Consider the following 18,032-nt stretch of genomic DNA (forward strand, 5'->3'; position numbering starts at 1 on the left):
TATTGGTTCCGTTCTTACAGCGGATCACTTTTGGCTGGGCCGGCATTCCGGGCTCTTTTCCAAAAGTGACTCGCTGTAAGAGCCAGCTCTTTCAAGGTCTTTGAAAAAACAGTCATTAGAGGTGCACATTGACCCTGTGGCGAGGGGGCTTGCCCCCGTTGGGCTGCGAAGCGGCCCCAATAGGATCGCTGAGTTTCTTCAGATAGACCGAGATGGCAGGTTTTAGGGCTGCTCCGCAGCCCAACGGGGGCAAGCCCCCTCGCCACAGGTCAGTGTTCTCTTTCCAAGTACGGCTGCGTTCTCAAAGACCTTGAAAGGGCTGGCTGTAAGAGCGAAACCAATAGTAGCCGTAACCGCAACAACGGATATGTACTCAACCAACCGACCGACCAAGCATAAAAAAGGCACGACCCTCACAGGTCGCACCTCTTTTATCACAGCCGAACGATCAGCTACCCAACGCCTTGGACGCCAACCAGAACAACCCGGCCGACAAGGCCACAGTCGCCGGCAGCGTCAGCACCCAAGCCATCAGAATGGTCTTCACGGTGCCGCCTTGCAGCCCACTCTTGTTGGCTACCATGGTCCCGGCCACACCCGACGACAACACGTGAGTAGTCGAAACCGGCAGGCTGTAGATGTTGGCCAGGCCAATCATAGTGGCGGTAGTGATCTGCGCCGACATGCCCTGAGAGTAGGTCATGCCTTGCTTGCCGATCTTCTCACCAATGGTCAGTACCACACGCTTCCAGCCCACCATGGTGCCCAGGCCAAGGGCCAGTGCCACAGCCAGAATCACCCAGAACGGAGCGTATTCGGTGGTGGCGGTCAGGTCTTTGCGCAGCTTGTCCAGGTCGGACTTCTCACGGGCATCAAGGCCAGGCAATTTGCCGACTTTCTTCGCCGTGTCGTCCAGGCAGAGCAGGTAGCGACGCACTTCAATGCGGTGATCGGAGGTCAGAGAATGGTAGTCGGAGACCCCCTTCAATGTGCCAAGCAGCGCGTTGATGGTGGGTTCAGTCTGTTGCGGGTTGCAACGGAACTTGCCCGGCAGGTCGTCTTTGACGCTTTTGCCCAGGGCGAGGAATTCGCCGAGGGTTTCGTGGTTACGCTGGTAGAACTGATTGAGGTGCAGGGTGGCGTCGCGGGTGCGCTCGATCTGGTAAGTGGTGCTGCCCAGATCGAGTACGAACTGCGCGGGCACGATACCAATCAGCACCAGCATGATCAGGCCGATACCTTTCTGACCGTCGTTGGAACCGTGCACGAAGCTCACAGCCATGGCGGAAATCACCAACACCAGACGGTTCCAGAACGGTGGGTGTTTCTTGTCGTCCAGTTTGCGGCGTTGGTCCGGAGTCTTGTGCATCTTGGACAGCGGACGCCACCATTTCAGGCCGATCAGCACCAGGGCTGCCACCAGGAAACCGGCCATGGGTGAGAACACCAGCGAGGCGCCGATATCCACAGCCTTCTGCCAGTTGACCCCGTCAGCCAGTGGGATGTCGTTGATCAGGGCGTTGGCCAGGCCGACACCGAGAATCGAGCCGATCAGGGTGTGGGAACTGGACGCCGGGATCCCGAAATACCAGGTGCCCAGGTTCCAGGTGATCGCCGCCGCCAGCAATGAGAAGACCATGGCCAAGCCGTGGCCGGTATTCACATTGATCAGCAACTCCACCGGCAGCAAATGCACGATGGCATAAGCGACACCTACGCCGCCGAGCAATACGCCGAGGAAGTTGAATACCCCGGAGAAGAACACGGCCAGATGTGGTGGCATGGCTTTGGTATAGATGACTGTGGCCACCGCGTTAGCGGTGTCATGAAAGCCATTGATGAACTCGAAGGCGAGGACAAAGGCCAGGGCGAGCAACAGGCTCACTAGAACCCAAGCATCCAGTCCGCTGAATAAATCGATCATGAAGGTTTTCTGACCCGGTCGTAAGGGGGCGCGATTATGCCAGAAAACCTTGGTAATCGATGCACTAGCTGCTCATCGGTAACATTCTTCAACGAAAAAGTTTGTGGGACGGGCGCGCGTCCCAGGGTTTACGGGGCTTTGGCAAGTCATTGATTTATAAAGCCAAGGCCCGGCCTGTCGGGGTGTAGCAGGTGTCGGGATAACGTCTGAAACAAACGTATGAAATTTCGACAAGGCAGGGGCGGGGCCTGCTGGAGGGTTTGCCGAAGCCGTTGTAAGGGCAAATATAAGGGGCAGGCGGGATGCCCTCCCGGCCGGCCGTGCGTTGGCGGGGAGGTGGCGAACCCTGGGGACTCAACCCGAAGCGCTTATGGCTCTTCGGTTTTGAGGTCCTGTTCGATCTTTTGAATTTCCTGCGCAAAAGCCTGGTCCAGCAGGCTGGCCCGTTTGCGCCATGGCTTGCGTTCAGGTTCCGGCTGGGCGGCGTAGGTGGTGACTTCCCCGCCGTAAACATCCTTGTAACGTTGTTCCTGGCGCTCAAGTTCCGCGCGCAGTTCGTCTTTCGTCACATTATTACCTAATTGAGTTGAGTTTGATTCCAATGCCGCACGATGCCAAAAAGTCGGCCTCGAGTTCTCGCCATATTGAACAGTCAGGCTGCTCAGCATTTGAGGGTATACACGATAAACCACTTCTTTATTGCAGGCGGCCACAGCACCGGAGAAGAACAGCTGTCGTAGCAGCAGTTTTCTTTCAGGTCGCAGTAATAGGCAAACATTTGAAATGAGTGTCAGGTACTTGCGACGATGCATGCACAAAGCAGGTGCACAACCTACGGGGAATAGTGCGGGGCTTGAGGCCCATACGCATCCTCGTAGGATGCATTATAGCGATGCATTTGAATAACTCTATCACCGGCAAGTTAAAAATCGTCAACTTTGTGTGAGAGTTTTGTTACGTGTACAGGTGGGTATTTCCAAAGCTCGGGTGCTGTACTTGCTTATTCTTCGACAAATATCAGTTGCGGCAATAACTTCATTTATCAAACCACTGACTCGAAGAGTCAGGTGGCTTCAACCTGTGTGGTGAGGCCGATCAGGCCAGGCCTGAAAAGGACGGTCGTGGAAAATTGCGATTATCGGATGATCGTCCGATAATCGCCCAATGTTGGCGGGCCGGCCTTGTGTATCGATTGCCAGGCGGCTTGTAATAGCGGTTGAATCTTGAGAAGGATCTGAAATGAACGATCAATTGCGCAACTCCTTCGCGTCAGTGGCGCCACCGATCGTTGCCTCTCCTGCCAAGCGTATCCAGGCGTTCACCGGTGATCCGGATTTCATGACCTCTCTGGCCCGTGGCCTGGCAGTGGTGCAGGCATTCCAGGAGCGCAAGCGTCACCTGACCATCGCCCAAATCAGCCATCGCACGGAAATCCCCCGCGCTGCTGTACGGCGTTGCCTGCATACCTTGATCAAACTTGGCTACGCCACCACCGATGGACGCACCTATTCGCTGCTGCCCAAGGTTCTGACCCTCGGCCATGCCTATCTGTCCTCCACGCCGTTGGCGGTTTCCGCTCAGCCTTATCTGGATCGCATGAGCGAGCAACTCCATGAGGCCTGCAACATGGCGACCCTGGAAGGTGACGACATCCTTTATATCGCCCGTTCGGCGACCACTCAGCGCCTGATCTCCGTCGACCTGTCGGTGGGCGGGCGCTTGCCGGCTTATTGCACATCCATGGGCCGGATCCTGCTGGCGGCGCTCGATGATGCCTCGCTGCAGGACTACCTTGATCATGCCGACCTGCAAACCAAGACCAGCCGTACCGTCACCACGCCCCAAGCCTTGCTCGAATGTTTGCAACAAGTGCGTCAGCAGGGTTGGTGCATCGTCGATCAGGAACTGGAGCAAGGCCTGCGCTCCATCGCGGTGCCGGTGTATGACGCCTCGGGTCAGGTGCTGGCCGCACTGAATGTCAGCACCCATGCCGGGCGGGTCAGTCGCAGTGAGTTGGAGCAGCGTTTCCTGCCAAGCATGCTCAGCGCCAGTCGAGAGTTGAGTACTCAGCTATTTGCTTAAGTTGTTCGGTAAACGCCCATATCTCGGTTTGATGAATTGACGGTGTTTCCTCTGGCTCATTAATGTCGCGGCAGCGCATTTGACCGCGATGGCTCAAATCGCGCCCCAATAATAATGATGAGGCTCAGCCTCGTTCGCCCGCCCCTTGGTGTGGAAATAAAAATAATGAATCAGCCTTCTCCTTCTGTCGGCACTTGCCTGGACGTGCAGTCCTTTATCAATGCCCAGCCGCTGTCGCGTTATCAGTGGCGGGTGGTGATCCTGTGTTTCCTGATTGTCTTCCTCGACGGTCTCGACACCGCAGCCATGGGTTTTATCGCGCCGGCGCTGTCTCAGGATTGGGGTATCGACCGTGCCAGCCTGGGGCCGGTGATGAGTGCCGCGTTGATCGGCATGGTGTTCGGTGCATTGGGTTCCGGCCCGTTGGCTGACCGTTTTGGCCGCAAAGTGGTGTTGGTGGGTGCGGTACTGGTGTTTGGCGCCTTCAGCCTGGCTTCGGCCTATAGCAGCAACGTTGACCAACTGTTGGTGCTGCGTTTTCTTACCGGCCTGGGCCTGGGGGCGGGGATGCCGAATGCCACCACCTTGCTGTCGGAATACACCCCGGAGCGTCATAAGTCGCTGCTGGTGACCAGCATGTTTTGCGGTTTCAACCTGGGCATGGCCGGTGGCGGGTTTATTTCGGCCAAGCTGATTCCTGCCTTCGGCTGGCACAGTCTGTTGATGATCGGCGGTATCTTGCCGTTGATCCTGGCGGTGGTGTTGTTGGTGTGGTTGCCGGAGTCGGCGCGGTACCTGGTGGTGCGCAACCGCGGTACCGACAAGGTGCGCAAGACGTTGTCACCCATCGACCCGGGCATCGTCGCCCAAGCGTCCAGCTTCAGTGTCCCCGAGCAGAAGACCGTCAAGGCCCGCAACGTGTTTGCGGTGATCTTCTCCGGCACCTACAGCGCCGGCACCTTGCTGTTGTGGCTGACGTACTTCATGGGTCTGGTGATTGTTTATCTGCTGACCAGTTGGCTACCGACCCTGATGCGCGACAGTGGAGCGAGCATGGAGCAGGCCGCGTTTATCGGTGCGCTGTTCCAGTTTGGCGGTGTATTGAGCGCTGTTGGCGTTGGTTGGGCGATGGACCGGTTCAATCCCCACAAGGTCATCGGCATCTTCTATTTGCTGGCCGGGGTATTTGCCTACGCTGTGGGGCAGAGCCTGGGCAACATCACCTTGTTGGCGACCCTGGTGCTGGTCGCCGGCATGTGTGTCAACGGTGCGCAATCGGCCATGCCGTCCCTCGCCGCACGGTTCTACCCGACCCAGGGGCGCGCCACGGGCGTGTCATGGATGCTCGGTATTGGCCGTTTTGGTGCGATTCTCGGGGCGTGGATGGGCGCTACCTTGCTGGGCCTGGGCTGGAACTTCGAGCAAGTCTTGACCGCGCTGGTGGTCCCGGCCGCAGTGGCGACCGCAGCAGTGGTGATCAAGGGCATGGTCAGCCATGCGGATGCGACCTGACAGCAATCGATAGCTTGCCAACAATCTGTTCGATAATCGAACGCTCAGTCGATTATCGGATTGTTTGGTCTTTTCTCCCGGCTTAATCTTCAAGCACTTCGGCGCTATCCACGGCGCCTTTTTCGATCCAACCGGGAGCCCAACCCCATGGCTGAAATCCTATCGCTGGCTGATGCGGTGAAGCGGTTCGTCAATGACGGCGATACCGTCGCGCTCGAAGGCTTCACCCACCTGATCCCTACGGCGGCAGGTCATGAAATCATTCGTCAGGGCAAGAAAGACCTGACCCTGGTCCGCATGACGCCCGACCTGATCTACGACCAACTGATCGGGGCCGGCTGCGCACGCAAGTTGATTTTCTCCTGGGGCGGTAACCCGGGTGTGGGTTCCCTGCATCGCCTGCGGGATGCGGTAGAGAAGCAATGGCCACAGCCGTTGGAGATCGAAGAACATAGCCATGCCGACCTGGCCAATGCCTATGTCGCTGGCGCATCCGGCTTGCCATTCGCGGTATTGCGGGCTTACGCCGGTTCCGACCTGCCCAAGGTCAATCCGCTGATCAAGACCGTGACCTGCCCGTTCACCGGCGAAGTGCTGGCAGCAGTGCCGTCGGTGCGCCCGGACATCACCGTGATCCACGCACAGAAGGCCGACCGCAAGGGCAACGTGTTGCTCTGGGGCATTCTCGGGGTGCAGAAGGAAGCGGCCCTGGCGGCCAAACGCTGCATCGTCACCGTCGAAGAAATCGTCGATGACTTGAATGCACCGATGAACGCCTGCGTGCTGCCGACCTGGGCCCTGACTGCCGTTTGCCATGTGCCCGGCGGCGCGCATCCGTCCTACGCACACGGTTACACCGAGCGCGATAACCGTTTCTATCAAGCCTGGGACCCGATCGCTCGGGACCGTGGGACTTTTACCGCCTGGATCGACGAATACATCCACGGCACTGCTAACTTCAGTGAATTCCAGGCCAAACTGGCTGCCGCGCAGGAGGCCAAGTAATGGCTTACTCAACCAACGAAATGATGACCGTCGCCGCCGCGCGCCGCCTGAAGAATGGCTCGGTATGCTTCGTCGGCATCGGCTTGCCCTCCAAGGCGGCCAACCTGGCACGCCTGACGTCGTCGCCGGACGTGGTGCTGATCTACGAGTCGGGCCCGATTGGTGCCAAGCCTTCGGTGTTGCCGCTGTCCATCGGTGACGGCGAACTGGCGGAAACCGCTGACACCGTCGTCCCCACCGGTGAGATCTTTCGCTACTGGTTGCAGGGTGGGCGTATCGATGTCGGCTTTCTCGGCGCGGCCCAGGTGGACCGTTTCGGCAATATCAACACCACCGTGGTCGGTGATTATCACCAGCCCAAAGTGCGCCTGCCGGGTGCCGGTGGCGCGCCGGAGATCGCAGGCTCCGCCAAGAGCGTGCTGATCATCCTTAAGCAATCGGCGCGTTCGTTTGTCGACAAGCTCGACTTCATTACCTCGGTGGGTCACGGCGAGGGCGGCGACTCGCGCAAGCGTCTCGGTTTGCCAGGTGCGGGCCCGGTAGGAATCATTACCGACCTGTGCATCATGGAACCAGAGGAGGGCAGTCACGAATTTGTGGTCACCGCGTTGCACCCCGGCGTGACCCGCGAGCAAGTGGTAGCGGCCACCGGCTGGGCGATTCGTTTTGCCGATCAGGTCAGCACCAACGCCGAACCCACCGAAGTCGAACTGACCGCCCTGCGCGATCTTGAAGCCCGCACGGCCGCCGCCCATGGCCAAACTCCCGGAGAAGCATGATGCGTGACGTATTTATCTGTGACGCCATTCGTACCCCCATCGGCCGTTTCGGCGGTGGGCTGTCCACCGTACGTGCCGATGATCTGGCCGCGTTGCCGATCAAGGCGCTGATGGAGCGCAACCTGTCTGTGGACTGGAGCGCTGTCGACGAAGTATTCCTCGGCTGTGCCAACCAGGCCGGCGAAGACAACCGCAATGTTGCCCGCATGGCGCTGCTGCTGGCCGGCTTGCCTGAAAGCATTCCCGGCGTGACCCTCAATCGCTTGTGCGCTTCGGGTATGGACGCCATTGGCACCGCGTTTCGCGCGATTGCCAGCGGTGAGATGGAGCTGGCGATTGCCGGGGGCGTCGAGTCGATGTCCCGCGCACCGTTCGTAATGGGCAAGGCCGATGCCGCGTTCTCGCGCAACATGAAGCTGGAAGACACCACCATCGGCTGGCGTTTTATCAACCCGTTGATGAAGGCCCAGTACGGCGTCGATCCAATGCCGCAGACGGCTGACAACGTGGCCGACGACTATAAAGTCACCCGCGCTGATCAGGACGCTTTTGCCTTGCGCAGCCAACAACGTACCGCTGCCGCACAAGCCGCCGGGTTTTTCGCTGAAGAAATCGTTCCGGTGCGTGTCGTCCATAAAAAAGGCGAAACCGTGGTCGAGCACGATGAGCATCCACGGGCCGATACCACCCTGGAAGCCTTGACCAAACTCAAACCGGTCAACGGTCCAGACAAGACGGTCACCGCCGGCAATGCCTCCGGTGTGAACGACGGCGCCGCCGCGCTGATTCTTGCGTCTGCTGAAGCCGTGAAAAAACACGGCCTGACTGCCCGTGCCCGGGTATTGGGCATGGCCAGCGCCGGTGTCGCGCCGCGTGTGATGGGCATCGGTCCCGTGCCCGCCGTACGCAAGCTGGTGGAACGCCTGGGCTTGGCGGTCACCGATTTTGATGTGATCGAACTCAACGAAGCCTTCGCCAGCCAAGGCCTGGCGGTGCTGCGTGAATTGGGGATCGCGGACGACGCTCCTCAGGTCAACCCGAACGGCGGTGCTATCGCCTTGGGTCATCCGCTGGGTATGAGCGGTGCGCGTCTGGTACTGACGGCCCTGCATCAGCTTGAGAAAACCGGTGGCAGAAAAGGCCTGGCGACTATGTGTGTCGGCGTTGGCCAAGGCCTGGCGCTGGCCATTGAGCGCGTCTGAGATCCATAAGAAAAACGAGGATTGATTCATGAGTGACAAGCCCGGTTACCGGCGCCCGCAAGCGGGTACTCAGCCTGACTACCTGCACCCGGCCTACCAGTCGACGAACCTGCGTTCGCCGTCCAAGCCGTTGGTGTTTCTGCCCCATTCCTTGTCGGAAATTACCGGCCCGACTATTGGTGCCGAATACCTGCAAGAAAACGACAACGACCTGACCGCCCAACACGTTGGCGAGCCTCAGGGCGAACGCATCATCATTCATGGCCGCGTGCTGGATGAAAACGGCTTGCCCGTTCCCGGCATCCTGGTGGAAATCTGGCAGGCTAACGCTGCTGGTCGCTACAACCACAAGCGCGATGTGCACGACGCGCCCCTGGACCCGAACTTCACCGGCACCGGCCGCACCGTCACTGACGCTGATGGTTGGTACCAGTTTCAGACCATCAAGCCCGGCGCCTACCCGTGGGGCAACCACCACAATGCCTGGCGCCCGGCGCACATTCACTTCTCGCTGTTCGGCCCCAGTGTGCTGACGCGTCTGGTGACCCAGATGTATTTCCCTGGCGACCCGCTGCTGGCCTACGACCCGATCTACAACTGCGTCCCGGACACATCCGCCAAGGAGCGCTTGATTGCCAGTTTCGACCTGGAAAATACCATTGCGCACTATGCCCTCGGCTACCGCTGGGACATCGTCCTGCGCGGCCGCGATGCCACGCCGATGGAGAAATGAGATGACCCTCAACGCGACTACGTCCCACACCGTCGGGCCCTATTACCACATCGGCCTGACCTGGCTGAACCGCGAAGACCTGACCGTTACCGAAACCCTGGGCGAGCGCGTGGCGATCACCGGGCAAGTGGTGGACGGCAATGGCGACTTCGTCAACGACGCCATGCTGGAAGTCTGGCAGGCCAATGCTGCGGGTAAGTATGACCACCCGGAGGATGAGCAGGACAAAGCGCTGGACCCGCACTTTGAAGGTTTTGGTCGGGTGCCAGTGGACGCCGAAGGGCGGTTTCGGTTCACCACGATCAAGCCGGGCAGTGTGCCGGGGTTGAAAGGTACGACCCAGGCGCCGCATTTGGTGGTGCTGGTGTTTGCCCGTGGGCTGGTGAAGCATTTGTTGACGCGGATTTATTTTGACGGTGACGCGGCGAATGGGGATGACCCGTTGTTGGCGTGTGTTCCGCAAGAGCGGCGGCGGACGTTGATTGCCAAGGCGGATACGACCGGTGCGTATCAGTGGAATGTGATCTTGCAGGGCACAGACGAAGAGACAGTGTTCTTTGATTATTGAGTTGGCTTGAGATTTATCGCGGGCAAGCCCGCTCCCACATGTTGATGTGTGAATACCGTCAAATGTGGGAGCTGGCTTGCCTGCGATGAGGCCCGCCCAGGCAACAAATATCCAAAAGTCTGCTTGCGGAACATGGTTGTTGCAAAGTATGTCTAGGCTATAACCGTTCCCACTGAGTGAAAAACCATGACAACAAAAACGAGTCACTACACCGGAGAAGAGCGCAGCAAACGGATTTTTGCCATCGTCGGTGCGTCCTCCGGCAACTTGGTCGAGTGGTTCGACTTCTACGTCTATGCCTTCTGCGCCATCTATTTTGCCCCGGCGTTTTTCCCGTCGGATGACCCCACGGTCCAACTGCTCAACACCGCCGGTGTATTCGCCGCCGGCTTCCTGATGCGTCCCATCGGTGGCTGGCTGTTTGGCCGGGTGGCCGACAAACACGGTCGCAAAAATTCGATGATGATCTCGGTGCTGATGATGTGCGCCGGCTCGCTGGTTATCGCCTTTTTGCCCACCTATAAAGACATCGGCGCCTGGGCCCCGGCCCTGCTGTTGGTGGCTCGGCTGTTCCAAGGGCTTTCGGTAGGCGGCGAATACGGCACCACCGCGACCTACATGAGTGAGGTCGCCCTCAAGGGCCAGCGCGGTTTCTTCGCTTCGTTCCAGTACGTCACCTTGATCGGCGGGCAATTGCTGGCAGTGTTGGTGGTAGTGATCCTGCAACAGATCCTGACCGAAGACGAACTGCGAGCCTGGGGCTGGCGGATTCCATTCGTGATCGGCGCCATTGCGGCGGTGATTTCGCTGTTGCTGCGCCGCACGCTGAAAGAAACCACTAGCAAGGAAATGCGTGAAGACAAAGACGCCGGCAGCATTGCCGCGTTGTTCCGCGACCACAAGGCCGCCTTCATCACCGTACTTGGATACACCGCTGGCGGTTCGCTGATTTTCTACACCTTTACCACCTACATGCAGAAGTACCTGGTGAACACCGCCGGGATGCACGCCAAGACGGCCAGCTACATCATGACCGGCGCGCTGTTCTTCTATATGTGCATGCAACCGGTGTTCGGCATGTTGGCGGACAAGATCGGCCGACGTAATTCGATGCTGTGGTTCGGCGCCCTGGGTACGCTGTTTACCGTGCCCATCCTGCTGACCTTGAAAACTGTCACTAGCCCGTTCCTGGCCTTTGTGCTGATCACCCTGGCGCTGGCCATTGTCAGTTTCTATACCTCCATCAGCGGCCTGGTGAAAGCGGAAATGTTCCCGCCACAAGTGCGTGCGTTGGGTGTGGGCCTGGCGTATGCGGTGGCTAACGCGATTTTCGGTGGTTCGGCGGAATACGTCGCACTGGGGCTGAAAACGATCGGTATGGAAAACACCTTCTATTGGTATGTCACCGGCATGATGGCGGTGGCCTTCCTGTTCAGCTTGCGCCTGCCGAAACAGGCGGCGTATTTGCACCACGATCTGTAAACGGTCGGCGCATGCCTCTGGAAGGCATGCGCCACCTGGGGATGGTTTATGACATTGCGCACGAGCAATCAGTTGTTCGACGCCTATTTCACGGCCAATAGCATGGCCGAGGTGTTCTGCGATCAGGGGCGCCTGCAGGGCATGCTGGATTTTGAAGCCGCGCTGGCTCGGGCCGAGGCTCAGGTGGGGGTGATTCCGCAAGCGGCCGTCGCGCCCATTGCCCAGGCATGCCTGGCTTCACTCTACGATGTTGATGCCCTTGGCGAGGCGATTGCCACGGCGGGGAATTCTGCAATTCCGTTGGTCAAGGCGCTGGGCAAGCTGATTGCCAGTGAAGATGCCGGCGCCGAACGTTATGTGCACTTGGGCGCCACCAGCCAGGATGTGATGGACACCGGCCTGGTGCTGCAATTGCGCAATGCCGTGGCGCTGATCGAAAGCGACCTGTCACGTCTGGGGGAAATCCTTGCGGCACAGGCGGTACGTTACGCCGCGATTCCATTGGCCGGCCGCACTTGGTTGCAGCATGCGACGCCCGTCACCTTGGGCATGAAAATCGCTGGCTGGCTGGGCGCGGTGACCCGCAGCCGACAACGTCTCACGCAGCTCAAACCGCGCTTGCTGGTGCTGCAATTTGGCGGTGCCTCCGGAACCCTGGCGGCGTTGGGCGAACAGGCGATGCCCGTGGCCGAAGCGTTGGCCGCCGAGCTGCAACTGAGCTTGCCGGAGCAACCTTGGCACACCCAGCGTGATCGTCTGGTGGAGTTTGCCTCGGTACTCGGTTTGATCGCTGGCAGCCTGGGCAAATTGGGCCGGGATATCAGCCTGCTGATGCAAACCGAAGCAGCGGAAGTGTTCGAGCCATCGGCTCCCGGCAAAGGTGGGTCCTCGACCATGCCCCACAAACGCAATCCGGTGGGCGCCGCTGTGTTGATCAGCGCCGCGACCCGCGTTCCCGGTCTGGTGGCGACGATGTTCAACGCCATGCCCCAGGAACACGAGCGCAGCCTGGGCCTGTGGCACGCGGAATGGGAAACCCTGCCGCAGATTTGCCGGCTGGTGTCCGGTGCCTTGCATCAGGCGTTACTGGTGAGCGAAGGCTTGGAGGTGGACGCTGAACGCATGGCGCGAAACCTCGACCTGACGCAAGGTCTGGTACTGGCCGAAGCGATCAGTATCGTCCTCGCCCAGCGCCTGGGCCGTGAAACTGCGCACCATTTATTGGAGCAGTGCTGCAAGCGTGCAGTTGCCGAACATCGCCATCTGCGTGCGGTGCTCGCCGATGAGCCACAAGTGACTGCCGAACTGTCGCCCGCTGAACTCGATCGCCTGCTGGACCCAGCGCATTACTTGGGCCAGGCCCGAACCTGGGTCGCCCGCGCGGTTGCCGAACATGTTGCATTGATTGCCTGAGGAGGCTGCTGTGGGATTTGTACAACTCGCCGATGGCGAACTGAACTACCAACTGGATGGCCCTGAAGGTGCGCCGGTATTGATGCTGTCCAACTCGTTGGGTACGGACCTGCATATGTGGGATACCCAGATTCCGGCCTTCACCCAGTATTTTCAGGTACTGCGTTTCGACACCCGTGGGCATGGCAAATCCCTGGTCACCGAGGGTCCCTACAGCATCGAACAACTGGGCCAGGATGTTTTGGCGCTGCTGGATGCGCTGCATATCGAACGGGCGCATTTCTGTGGGCTGTCCATGGGTGGTCTGATTGGGCAGTGGTTGGGCATCAACGCCGGTGAACGCCTCAGGCGTCTGGTGGTGTGCAATACGGCGGCGAAGATCGGTACACCTGAGGTGTGGAACCCTCGGATTGAGATGGTCCTGCGCGATGGCCCAGCAGCGATGGTCGCGTTGCGCGATGCCTCGATTGCCCGCTGGTTTACCGCCGATTTTGCTGAGGCCAATCCTGGCCAGGCCACGTTGATCACCGACATGCTCGCGGCCACATCGCCTCAAGGTTATGCCGCCAACTGTGCGGCGGTACGTGACGCCGATTTCCGTGAGCAGTTATCGTCGATCAAGACGCCGACGCTGGTGATTGCCGGTACCGAAGACGCGGTCACGCCGCCGTCCGGTGGGCACTTTATCCAGGCGCATGTAAAAGGTGCCGAGTACGCCGAGTTTTACGCCGCGCACCTCTCCAACGTGCAAGCCGGTGCCGCGTTCAGCGACCGGGTGCTGGAATTTCTGTTAGCCCGCTGAGGAGTCTTTCGTGGACGAGAAACAACGTTACGCCGACGGCCTGCAGGTGCGTCGCGAGGTGCTGGGTGACGCGCATGTCGACCGTAGCCTGAATGCCCTGACCGAGTTCAATGCCGAGTTTCAGGAAATGATCACCCGTCATGCCTGGGGTGATATCTGGACCCGCCCGGGCTTGCCCCGGCACACCCGTAGCCTGATCACCATCGCCATGCTGATCGGCATGAACCGCAGTGAAGAGCTGAAGCTGCACCTGCGGGCCGCCGCCAGCAACGGCGTGACGCGAGCTGAGATCAAGGAAGTGCTGATGCAGAGCGCGATCTACTGCGGGATTCCGGCGGCCAATGCGACGTTTCATCTGGCGGAATCGGTGTGGGATGAGTTGGGGGTTGAGTCGCTGGATTGATGACTATTAACCCCCTCATATCCGCTCACTCCCCATCAGAGAGAAAGTAAGAGTTACGCCGTGGAAAGCCCGTTTCTTCACGGAGTGCGTTCTCAGTAAACGGTTTGGGGTTGCTTGTGGTGCGGGGAGTCGAAGGGTTGTTGTCAAAATCAAAGGCGGGTGCACTCGTCTCCAACCCAACCGCCTGTCGCTCCCCATTTGGCTCCCCTTCGGTCATGCCTGGTAAAAATGTGCCATTGGCGCCGTTATAGGCGTGGCTCATTTCATGGTAGAGGCTAATGGCCGGAGGTTCTCGGAAGATAAAACCTGGATTGTTATGTATCGTTGCGCCAGTTGCTACCGAGCCCTTCGTATTGCCTTGGACGAACCCTAGCAGGGGGGACTCTGCGATATCGTCATAATCTTTTAGTTGTTTGTCATGCTCTCTTGTGAAGTTATTGGTAAATGAATAGTTATGGCGCCCCGTGGTTTCTCGGATATTGATGGGAGAGCCGTTGCGTTCGGCGGCCTGGTCCAACTCATTCAGCATCTTTTGTGCCGTCGGCGAGTTTCTGAAAAATTCAAGGTCGTCCTGGACTTGCTGCTTGAACTTGTCTGAACCTTCAATGTTCAAGCCTTTGTGGCCGGCATTGCTTATTTCAACTTGTCTTAGTGTAGAACCGGCAACCCTGGCGATCCGATCACCTGCGTCGGCGTAGATCTTATCGCTGGCATTATTTGCCAAGACGGTGTCTCGACCTCGACCAGTGTAGAAAGTGGTCGGTCCTTTTCCGTACATCAAATCTGCACCGGCGCCACCATGCATCAGATTCATGGGACTTTCACTGACCATGATATCGTTGCCGTTGCCGCCATCCATATAACTGAAGGTTCCCTTGCTGCCGGAGCCGGAGAACATCACGTCGTTGCCGTTATTGCCATACATAACGGTTTTGCCGGTCCCACCCCTCATTGTGTCGTTGCCGCTATTACCTTCGGCATAGCTGTCACCGCTACCCAATGTTATGTCGTCATCTCCCGAACCACCATAGACACGGGTGTCACCACTGCCAAGGGTTTCAATCCGGTCTCGGCCCCTGCCGCCCTCAATGGTAATAGGGATAGTCACGCGAGGATCAACCCTGATCTGGTCATCGCCACCTTTTGACTTGATGTGCAGTGATTCCGGGTAGTCTTCGTGGTTATTGATTTTTAATCTGTAATGAATGCCATTGACTTCCAGGTGAATATCGTTGCCCGAAGAAGCGCTGACTTTTATGATGTCAGATTTTTCACCTGTTTCAATTTGAAGAACATTGTCTCTATTTATATGTCCGGGAGTTTTGGGCGTTTCCCATGTGGTTTTGTGGGTTATTTTTATGTTGCTGTCATTAAGTAGGGGGGTGGAGTTTGTATAGGTAGGATATTTCTCTACGTAGTTTTGGTCTGTGGTTAGTTTTGAACGTGGTGTGAAAAAAGCGTCAGCTTCTTGCAGTACTGGGCTTTGAATAATTATGGGGTTTGATGCTGAGTTTTCAGTTGGTGCTGTAATGGGGTGATTTGAGATGGGGTGGTTTGAATTTTGTGAAACGCCTGGGATTACCATTGCAAACTCTCGATATGGTGTGTGAGTTTTGAGAGATAGTGGTTGGCTGGTAAGGGACGTTCCGCAGTAAACTAATACTGTTTTTTTCGGCTGGACGTGGCCTGCAAGGTATTGGTATTAAAGCGTTGATGTAAGGGGCAGGGTTGTAAGTTATTTATGTCGTTTAATTTTTCAGATGTGCGGGGAGAGTTGTTCAGCGTCGCTGATCACAGTTTCAGTGGGAGTCGGCGTCCCATACCCAATTCCACACACCGGGCAAATGTACTACCTCATTGATGTCAGCCACTGTGCGGGCCATGGCGGCCCGCTGCAATGCCGCGTGGTCCGTGTAGAACGGTTCGGCGGCGGTATGCACTCCGGTCGCGCGAGCGCTGTCCATCAGGATCTGCAAGTACTCCTGCAGATGCCGCGCGGTGTAGCGGTTGATGTCGTGGAACGTCACGACCACCGGTATCACGCCGTCCACCGTCGGCAACTCTCCCAGGGCGATGCGCTCGCGTACCACCGACAGTTGCCGATACAGATTGGCCCGTCGACGCGGGCTGCCATTGAAGCCCCAGATTTTGCCGTCATTGGCGCTTAAGTCCGTCAGCAATACGTGCATGCCGTGGCGCTGGTAGGCGGCGAAGGTGCGTCGGTCGTAGTTCCAGAACGGCGGGCGTACCAGGGTGGGCGGCGCGCCGGTGATCGAGGCAATATCGGTCGCGCCCTGAGTGAGGGTGCGTTCAAGCTCCGCGTCGTTCAGCCAGCGGTGGTTGGTATGAAAGGCCGTGGCGGTGTGGAACGCCAGGATATGTCCAGCTGCGTATTCACGTTCCATAGTCTTGCGACCCCGGGGGTTGCCGCCTGAGCGGGACGCTTCGGTCTGCAGGAAAAATACCGCTTTGATGCCTGGCAACACCGGATTGTTCGCTAGATCAGTGACCACCGAACGGCTCGGGTTGTTATAGCCCGAGGCACTGGGGCCATCATCGAAGGTCAGCAGAAAACGGATCGGTGCCTGAGCTTGCAGGCGTTGTTCGGTCTGTGGTGTCAGGGCGATGGGGGCGCTGATGCAGCCGCTGAGGCTCAAGACAAGGGCAAGCAGGGCGGAGGTAAGGGCGAAGAATTTCATGGTGTAGGCCGGGCTCGTCGGGAGACCGCTGCTGAGTCAGCTCAGCAGCAGGCGCGCACCATACCGCAAGGTTGTCGTGGGTTTACAGCAGACTTATCGGATAGCTGACGATTAACCGGTTTTCATCAAACTCGTTGTTGTTGTAGTCGCGGCGCATGCTGGAATTGCGCAGCCGTAGGTTGAGGTTTTTCAAGGTGCCGCTTTGCACGGTGTAGGCCACTTCGCTTTCCCTGCCCCATTCTTTGCCGTCGGTCACGATGCCGCTGTGTACGTTACTGCCGCTGATATAGCGGTTCATCACCGTCAGGCCGGGAACACCGAGGGCCGCAAAGTTGTAGTCGTGGCGCACTTGCCAGGATTTCTCTTGGGCGTTGTCATAGCTGGCGTTGTAGCTGTCGTTGGCCAGGGTGCCGCCGCTGGTGCCGTTGACGCGCATCCAAGCGCTGTTTCCAGTGAGTTTTTGCAGGCCAACGTAGAAGGTGTTGCCACCGTATTTGGCCGAGAACAGGCCGGACCAGGTCTTGTTGTCCAGGCTGCCAGCGCGGGCGCTGCCGTCGTCCTTGCCGTAGAAGAACCCGAGGTTGGCGCCCAGGGTCCAGTCGCCCACAGGCTGGCTGTGGATCAGGTTGAGGTATTGCTGGCTGTAGATGTCTTTGAGTTGGGCGTTCCACACCCCGACCTGTGTGCGCTTGTCATTGAAGGCGTATTCCGCGCCCTGGAAGTTGAAGCGGTCCGAGGTGAACGCTGTTTTACCGAACATCGACATGTCGGTCATGCTGCTGTCGTCCCGCGGGCTGTTGGCGCGGAACTGGCCACCGTAGAGGGTCAGGCCGTCGATCTCTTTGGAGGTGATCTGCCCGCCGCGCAAGGTTTGCGGCAGCGAGCGACCGTCATCGGAACGTAGGATCGGTAGCACCGGCATCCATTCGCCGACCTTGAGTTCGGTCTTCGATAGCCGGGCTTTAAACGCCACCCCCAGGCGGCCGAAGTCATCGGCAGGCCGTCCGTCATGGTCCAGCGGCAACAACTGAGTGCCGCCAGTGCCTCGCCCACCATCCAGTTTCAACGAGTACAACCCCAACACGTCCACGCCGAAGCCAACCGTGCCTTGGGTAAAGCCTGACTTGGCGTCGAGAATGAAACTTTGCGTCCACTCCTGCGCACCGCCCTGGGCCTTGGTCGGGTTGGTGTAATTGCGATTGAAGAAGAAATTGCGCAGGTTCAGGTTGGCGCTGGCGTCTTCCAGGAAACCGTGTTCTTCAGCCATAGCCGGAAGCGCGAGGCTGGCGACGACGGTGGCCAACAGCAAGTGGCGGGCGGGGAGGGTGCTCATGGCGTCGGGTCTCTCTAATTGTTAGGGATGAAGCAGGGTGTTGCCGCAACGAGGGTTGCAGACAAGATTCAGTCCTGGGGAAAACGGAAGGCTGT

At 58.5% G+C, this 18,032-nt stretch carries 16 protein-coding genes; 11 read left to right on the forward strand and 5 right to left on the reverse strand.

Annotation, left to right across the window (positions count from 1 at the left end; genetic code table 11):
* Positions 1 to 448: 448 nt before the first annotated feature.
* Positions 449 to 1,924, reverse strand: a complete 1,476-nt coding sequence (locus tag HKK55_RS02800; RefSeq protein WP_155586424.1) for an inorganic phosphate transporter — start codon at positions 1,922 to 1,924, stop codon at positions 449 to 451.
* A gap of 368 nt (positions 1,925 to 2,292) precedes the next feature.
* Positions 2,293 to 2,493, reverse strand: coding sequence for a hypothetical protein (locus tag HKK55_RS02805; protein ID WP_169357768.1), 201 nt, complete (start codon positions 2,491 to 2,493; stop codon positions 2,293 to 2,295).
* A gap of 670 nt (positions 2,494 to 3,163) precedes the next feature.
* Here HKK55_RS02805 and pcaR point away from each other — a divergent pair.
* From pcaR to pcaC, 11 genes are all read left to right on the forward strand, one after another.
* Positions 3,164 to 4,006, forward strand: coding sequence for a pca regulon transcriptional regulator PcaR (pcaR, locus tag HKK55_RS02810; protein ID WP_169353259.1), 843 nt, complete (start codon positions 3,164 to 3,166; stop codon positions 4,004 to 4,006).
* Between the two features lie 165 nt (positions 4,007 to 4,171).
* Positions 4,172 to 5,518 carry an MFS transporter gene (locus HKK55_RS02815; RefSeq protein ID WP_169353260.1) on the forward strand — a complete coding sequence of 449 codons (1,347 nt, stop codon included), beginning with the start codon at positions 4,172 to 4,174 and terminating at the stop codon, positions 5,516 to 5,518.
* 147 nt (positions 5,519 to 5,665) lie between these two features.
* Positions 5,666 to 6,523 carry a CoA transferase subunit A gene (locus HKK55_RS02820; protein ID WP_169353261.1) on the forward strand — a complete coding sequence of 286 codons (858 nt, stop codon included), beginning with the start codon at positions 5,666 to 5,668 and terminating at the stop codon, positions 6,521 to 6,523.
* Positions 6,523 to 7,302, forward strand: a complete 780-nt coding sequence (locus HKK55_RS02825) for a CoA-transferase subunit beta (protein ID WP_169353262.1) — start codon at positions 6,523 to 6,525, stop codon at positions 7,300 to 7,302. Before HKK55_RS02820 ends, HKK55_RS02825 begins: the two co-directional genes overlap by 1 nt.
* The gene (pcaF, locus tag HKK55_RS02830) at positions 7,299 to 8,504 is read left to right on the forward strand and encodes a 3-oxoadipyl-CoA thiolase (RefSeq protein ID WP_178128827.1); all 1,206 of its coding nucleotides are present in this window, start codon (positions 7,299 to 7,301) and stop codon (positions 8,502 to 8,504) included. The genes HKK55_RS02825 and pcaF overlap by 4 nt, the downstream gene beginning before the upstream one ends.
* 28 nt (positions 8,505 to 8,532) lie before the next feature.
* On the forward strand, positions 8,533 to 9,237 hold the full coding sequence (pcaH, locus tag HKK55_RS02835; protein ID WP_169353263.1) for a protocatechuate 3,4-dioxygenase subunit beta: 705 nt from the start codon (positions 8,533 to 8,535) through the stop codon (positions 9,235 to 9,237).
* 1 nt (position 9,238) lies between these two features.
* Positions 9,239 to 9,805: a protocatechuate 3,4-dioxygenase subunit alpha gene (gene pcaG, locus HKK55_RS02840; RefSeq protein WP_169353264.1), complete on the forward strand. Its 567-nt coding sequence runs from the start codon at positions 9,239 to 9,241 to the stop codon at positions 9,803 to 9,805.
* 186 nt (positions 9,806 to 9,991) lie between these two features.
* Positions 9,992 to 11,287 (forward strand): MFS family transporter, encoded by a 1,296-nt coding sequence (locus tag HKK55_RS02845; RefSeq protein WP_169353265.1) that lies wholly within the window; start codon positions 9,992 to 9,994, stop codon positions 11,285 to 11,287.
* A gap of 48 nt (positions 11,288 to 11,335) precedes the next feature.
* Complete coding sequence (locus HKK55_RS02850) at positions 11,336 to 12,700, forward strand: 3-carboxy-cis,cis-muconate cycloisomerase (RefSeq protein WP_169353266.1); 1,365 nt, start codon at positions 11,336 to 11,338, stop codon at positions 12,698 to 12,700.
* A gap of 10 nt (positions 12,701 to 12,710) precedes the next feature.
* Positions 12,711 to 13,502 carry a 3-oxoadipate enol-lactonase gene (gene pcaD, locus HKK55_RS02855; RefSeq protein ID WP_169353267.1) on the forward strand — a complete coding sequence of 264 codons (792 nt, stop codon included), beginning with the start codon at positions 12,711 to 12,713 and terminating at the stop codon, positions 13,500 to 13,502.
* Between the two features lie 10 nt (positions 13,503 to 13,512).
* Positions 13,513 to 13,905: a 4-carboxymuconolactone decarboxylase gene (gene pcaC / locus HKK55_RS02860; RefSeq protein WP_169353268.1), complete on the forward strand. Its 393-nt coding sequence runs from the start codon at positions 13,513 to 13,515 to the stop codon at positions 13,903 to 13,905.
* A 25-nt stretch (positions 13,906 to 13,930) separates the two neighbouring features.
* On the opposite strand, the gene HKK55_RS02865 is transcribed toward pcaC, so the two are convergent.
* The 3 genes from HKK55_RS02865 to HKK55_RS02875 all read right to left on the reverse strand — a co-directional run bounded on the left by HKK55_RS02865 (position 13,931) and on the right by HKK55_RS02875 (position 17,937).
* Positions 13,931 to 15,490: a M91 family zinc metallopeptidase gene (locus tag HKK55_RS02865; RefSeq protein ID WP_169353269.1), complete on the reverse strand. Its 1,560-nt coding sequence runs from the start codon at positions 15,488 to 15,490 to the stop codon at positions 13,931 to 13,933.
* Between the two features lie 214 nt (positions 15,491 to 15,704).
* The gene (locus HKK55_RS02870) at positions 15,705 to 16,604 is read right to left on the reverse strand and encodes a polysaccharide deacetylase family protein (RefSeq protein WP_169353270.1); all 900 of its coding nucleotides are present in this window, start codon (positions 16,602 to 16,604) and stop codon (positions 15,705 to 15,707) included.
* Positions 16,605 to 16,686: 82 nt separating this feature from the next.
* Positions 16,687 to 17,937 (reverse strand): OprD family porin, encoded by a 1,251-nt coding sequence (locus HKK55_RS02875; RefSeq protein ID WP_169353271.1) that lies wholly within the window; start codon positions 17,935 to 17,937, stop codon positions 16,687 to 16,689.
* Between the last annotated feature and the right edge of the window lie 95 nt (positions 17,938 to 18,032).

This window comes from Pseudomonas sp. ADAK18 (assembly GCF_012935695.1).
Lineage (GTDB): Bacteria > Pseudomonadota > Gammaproteobacteria > Pseudomonadales > Pseudomonadaceae > Aquipseudomonas.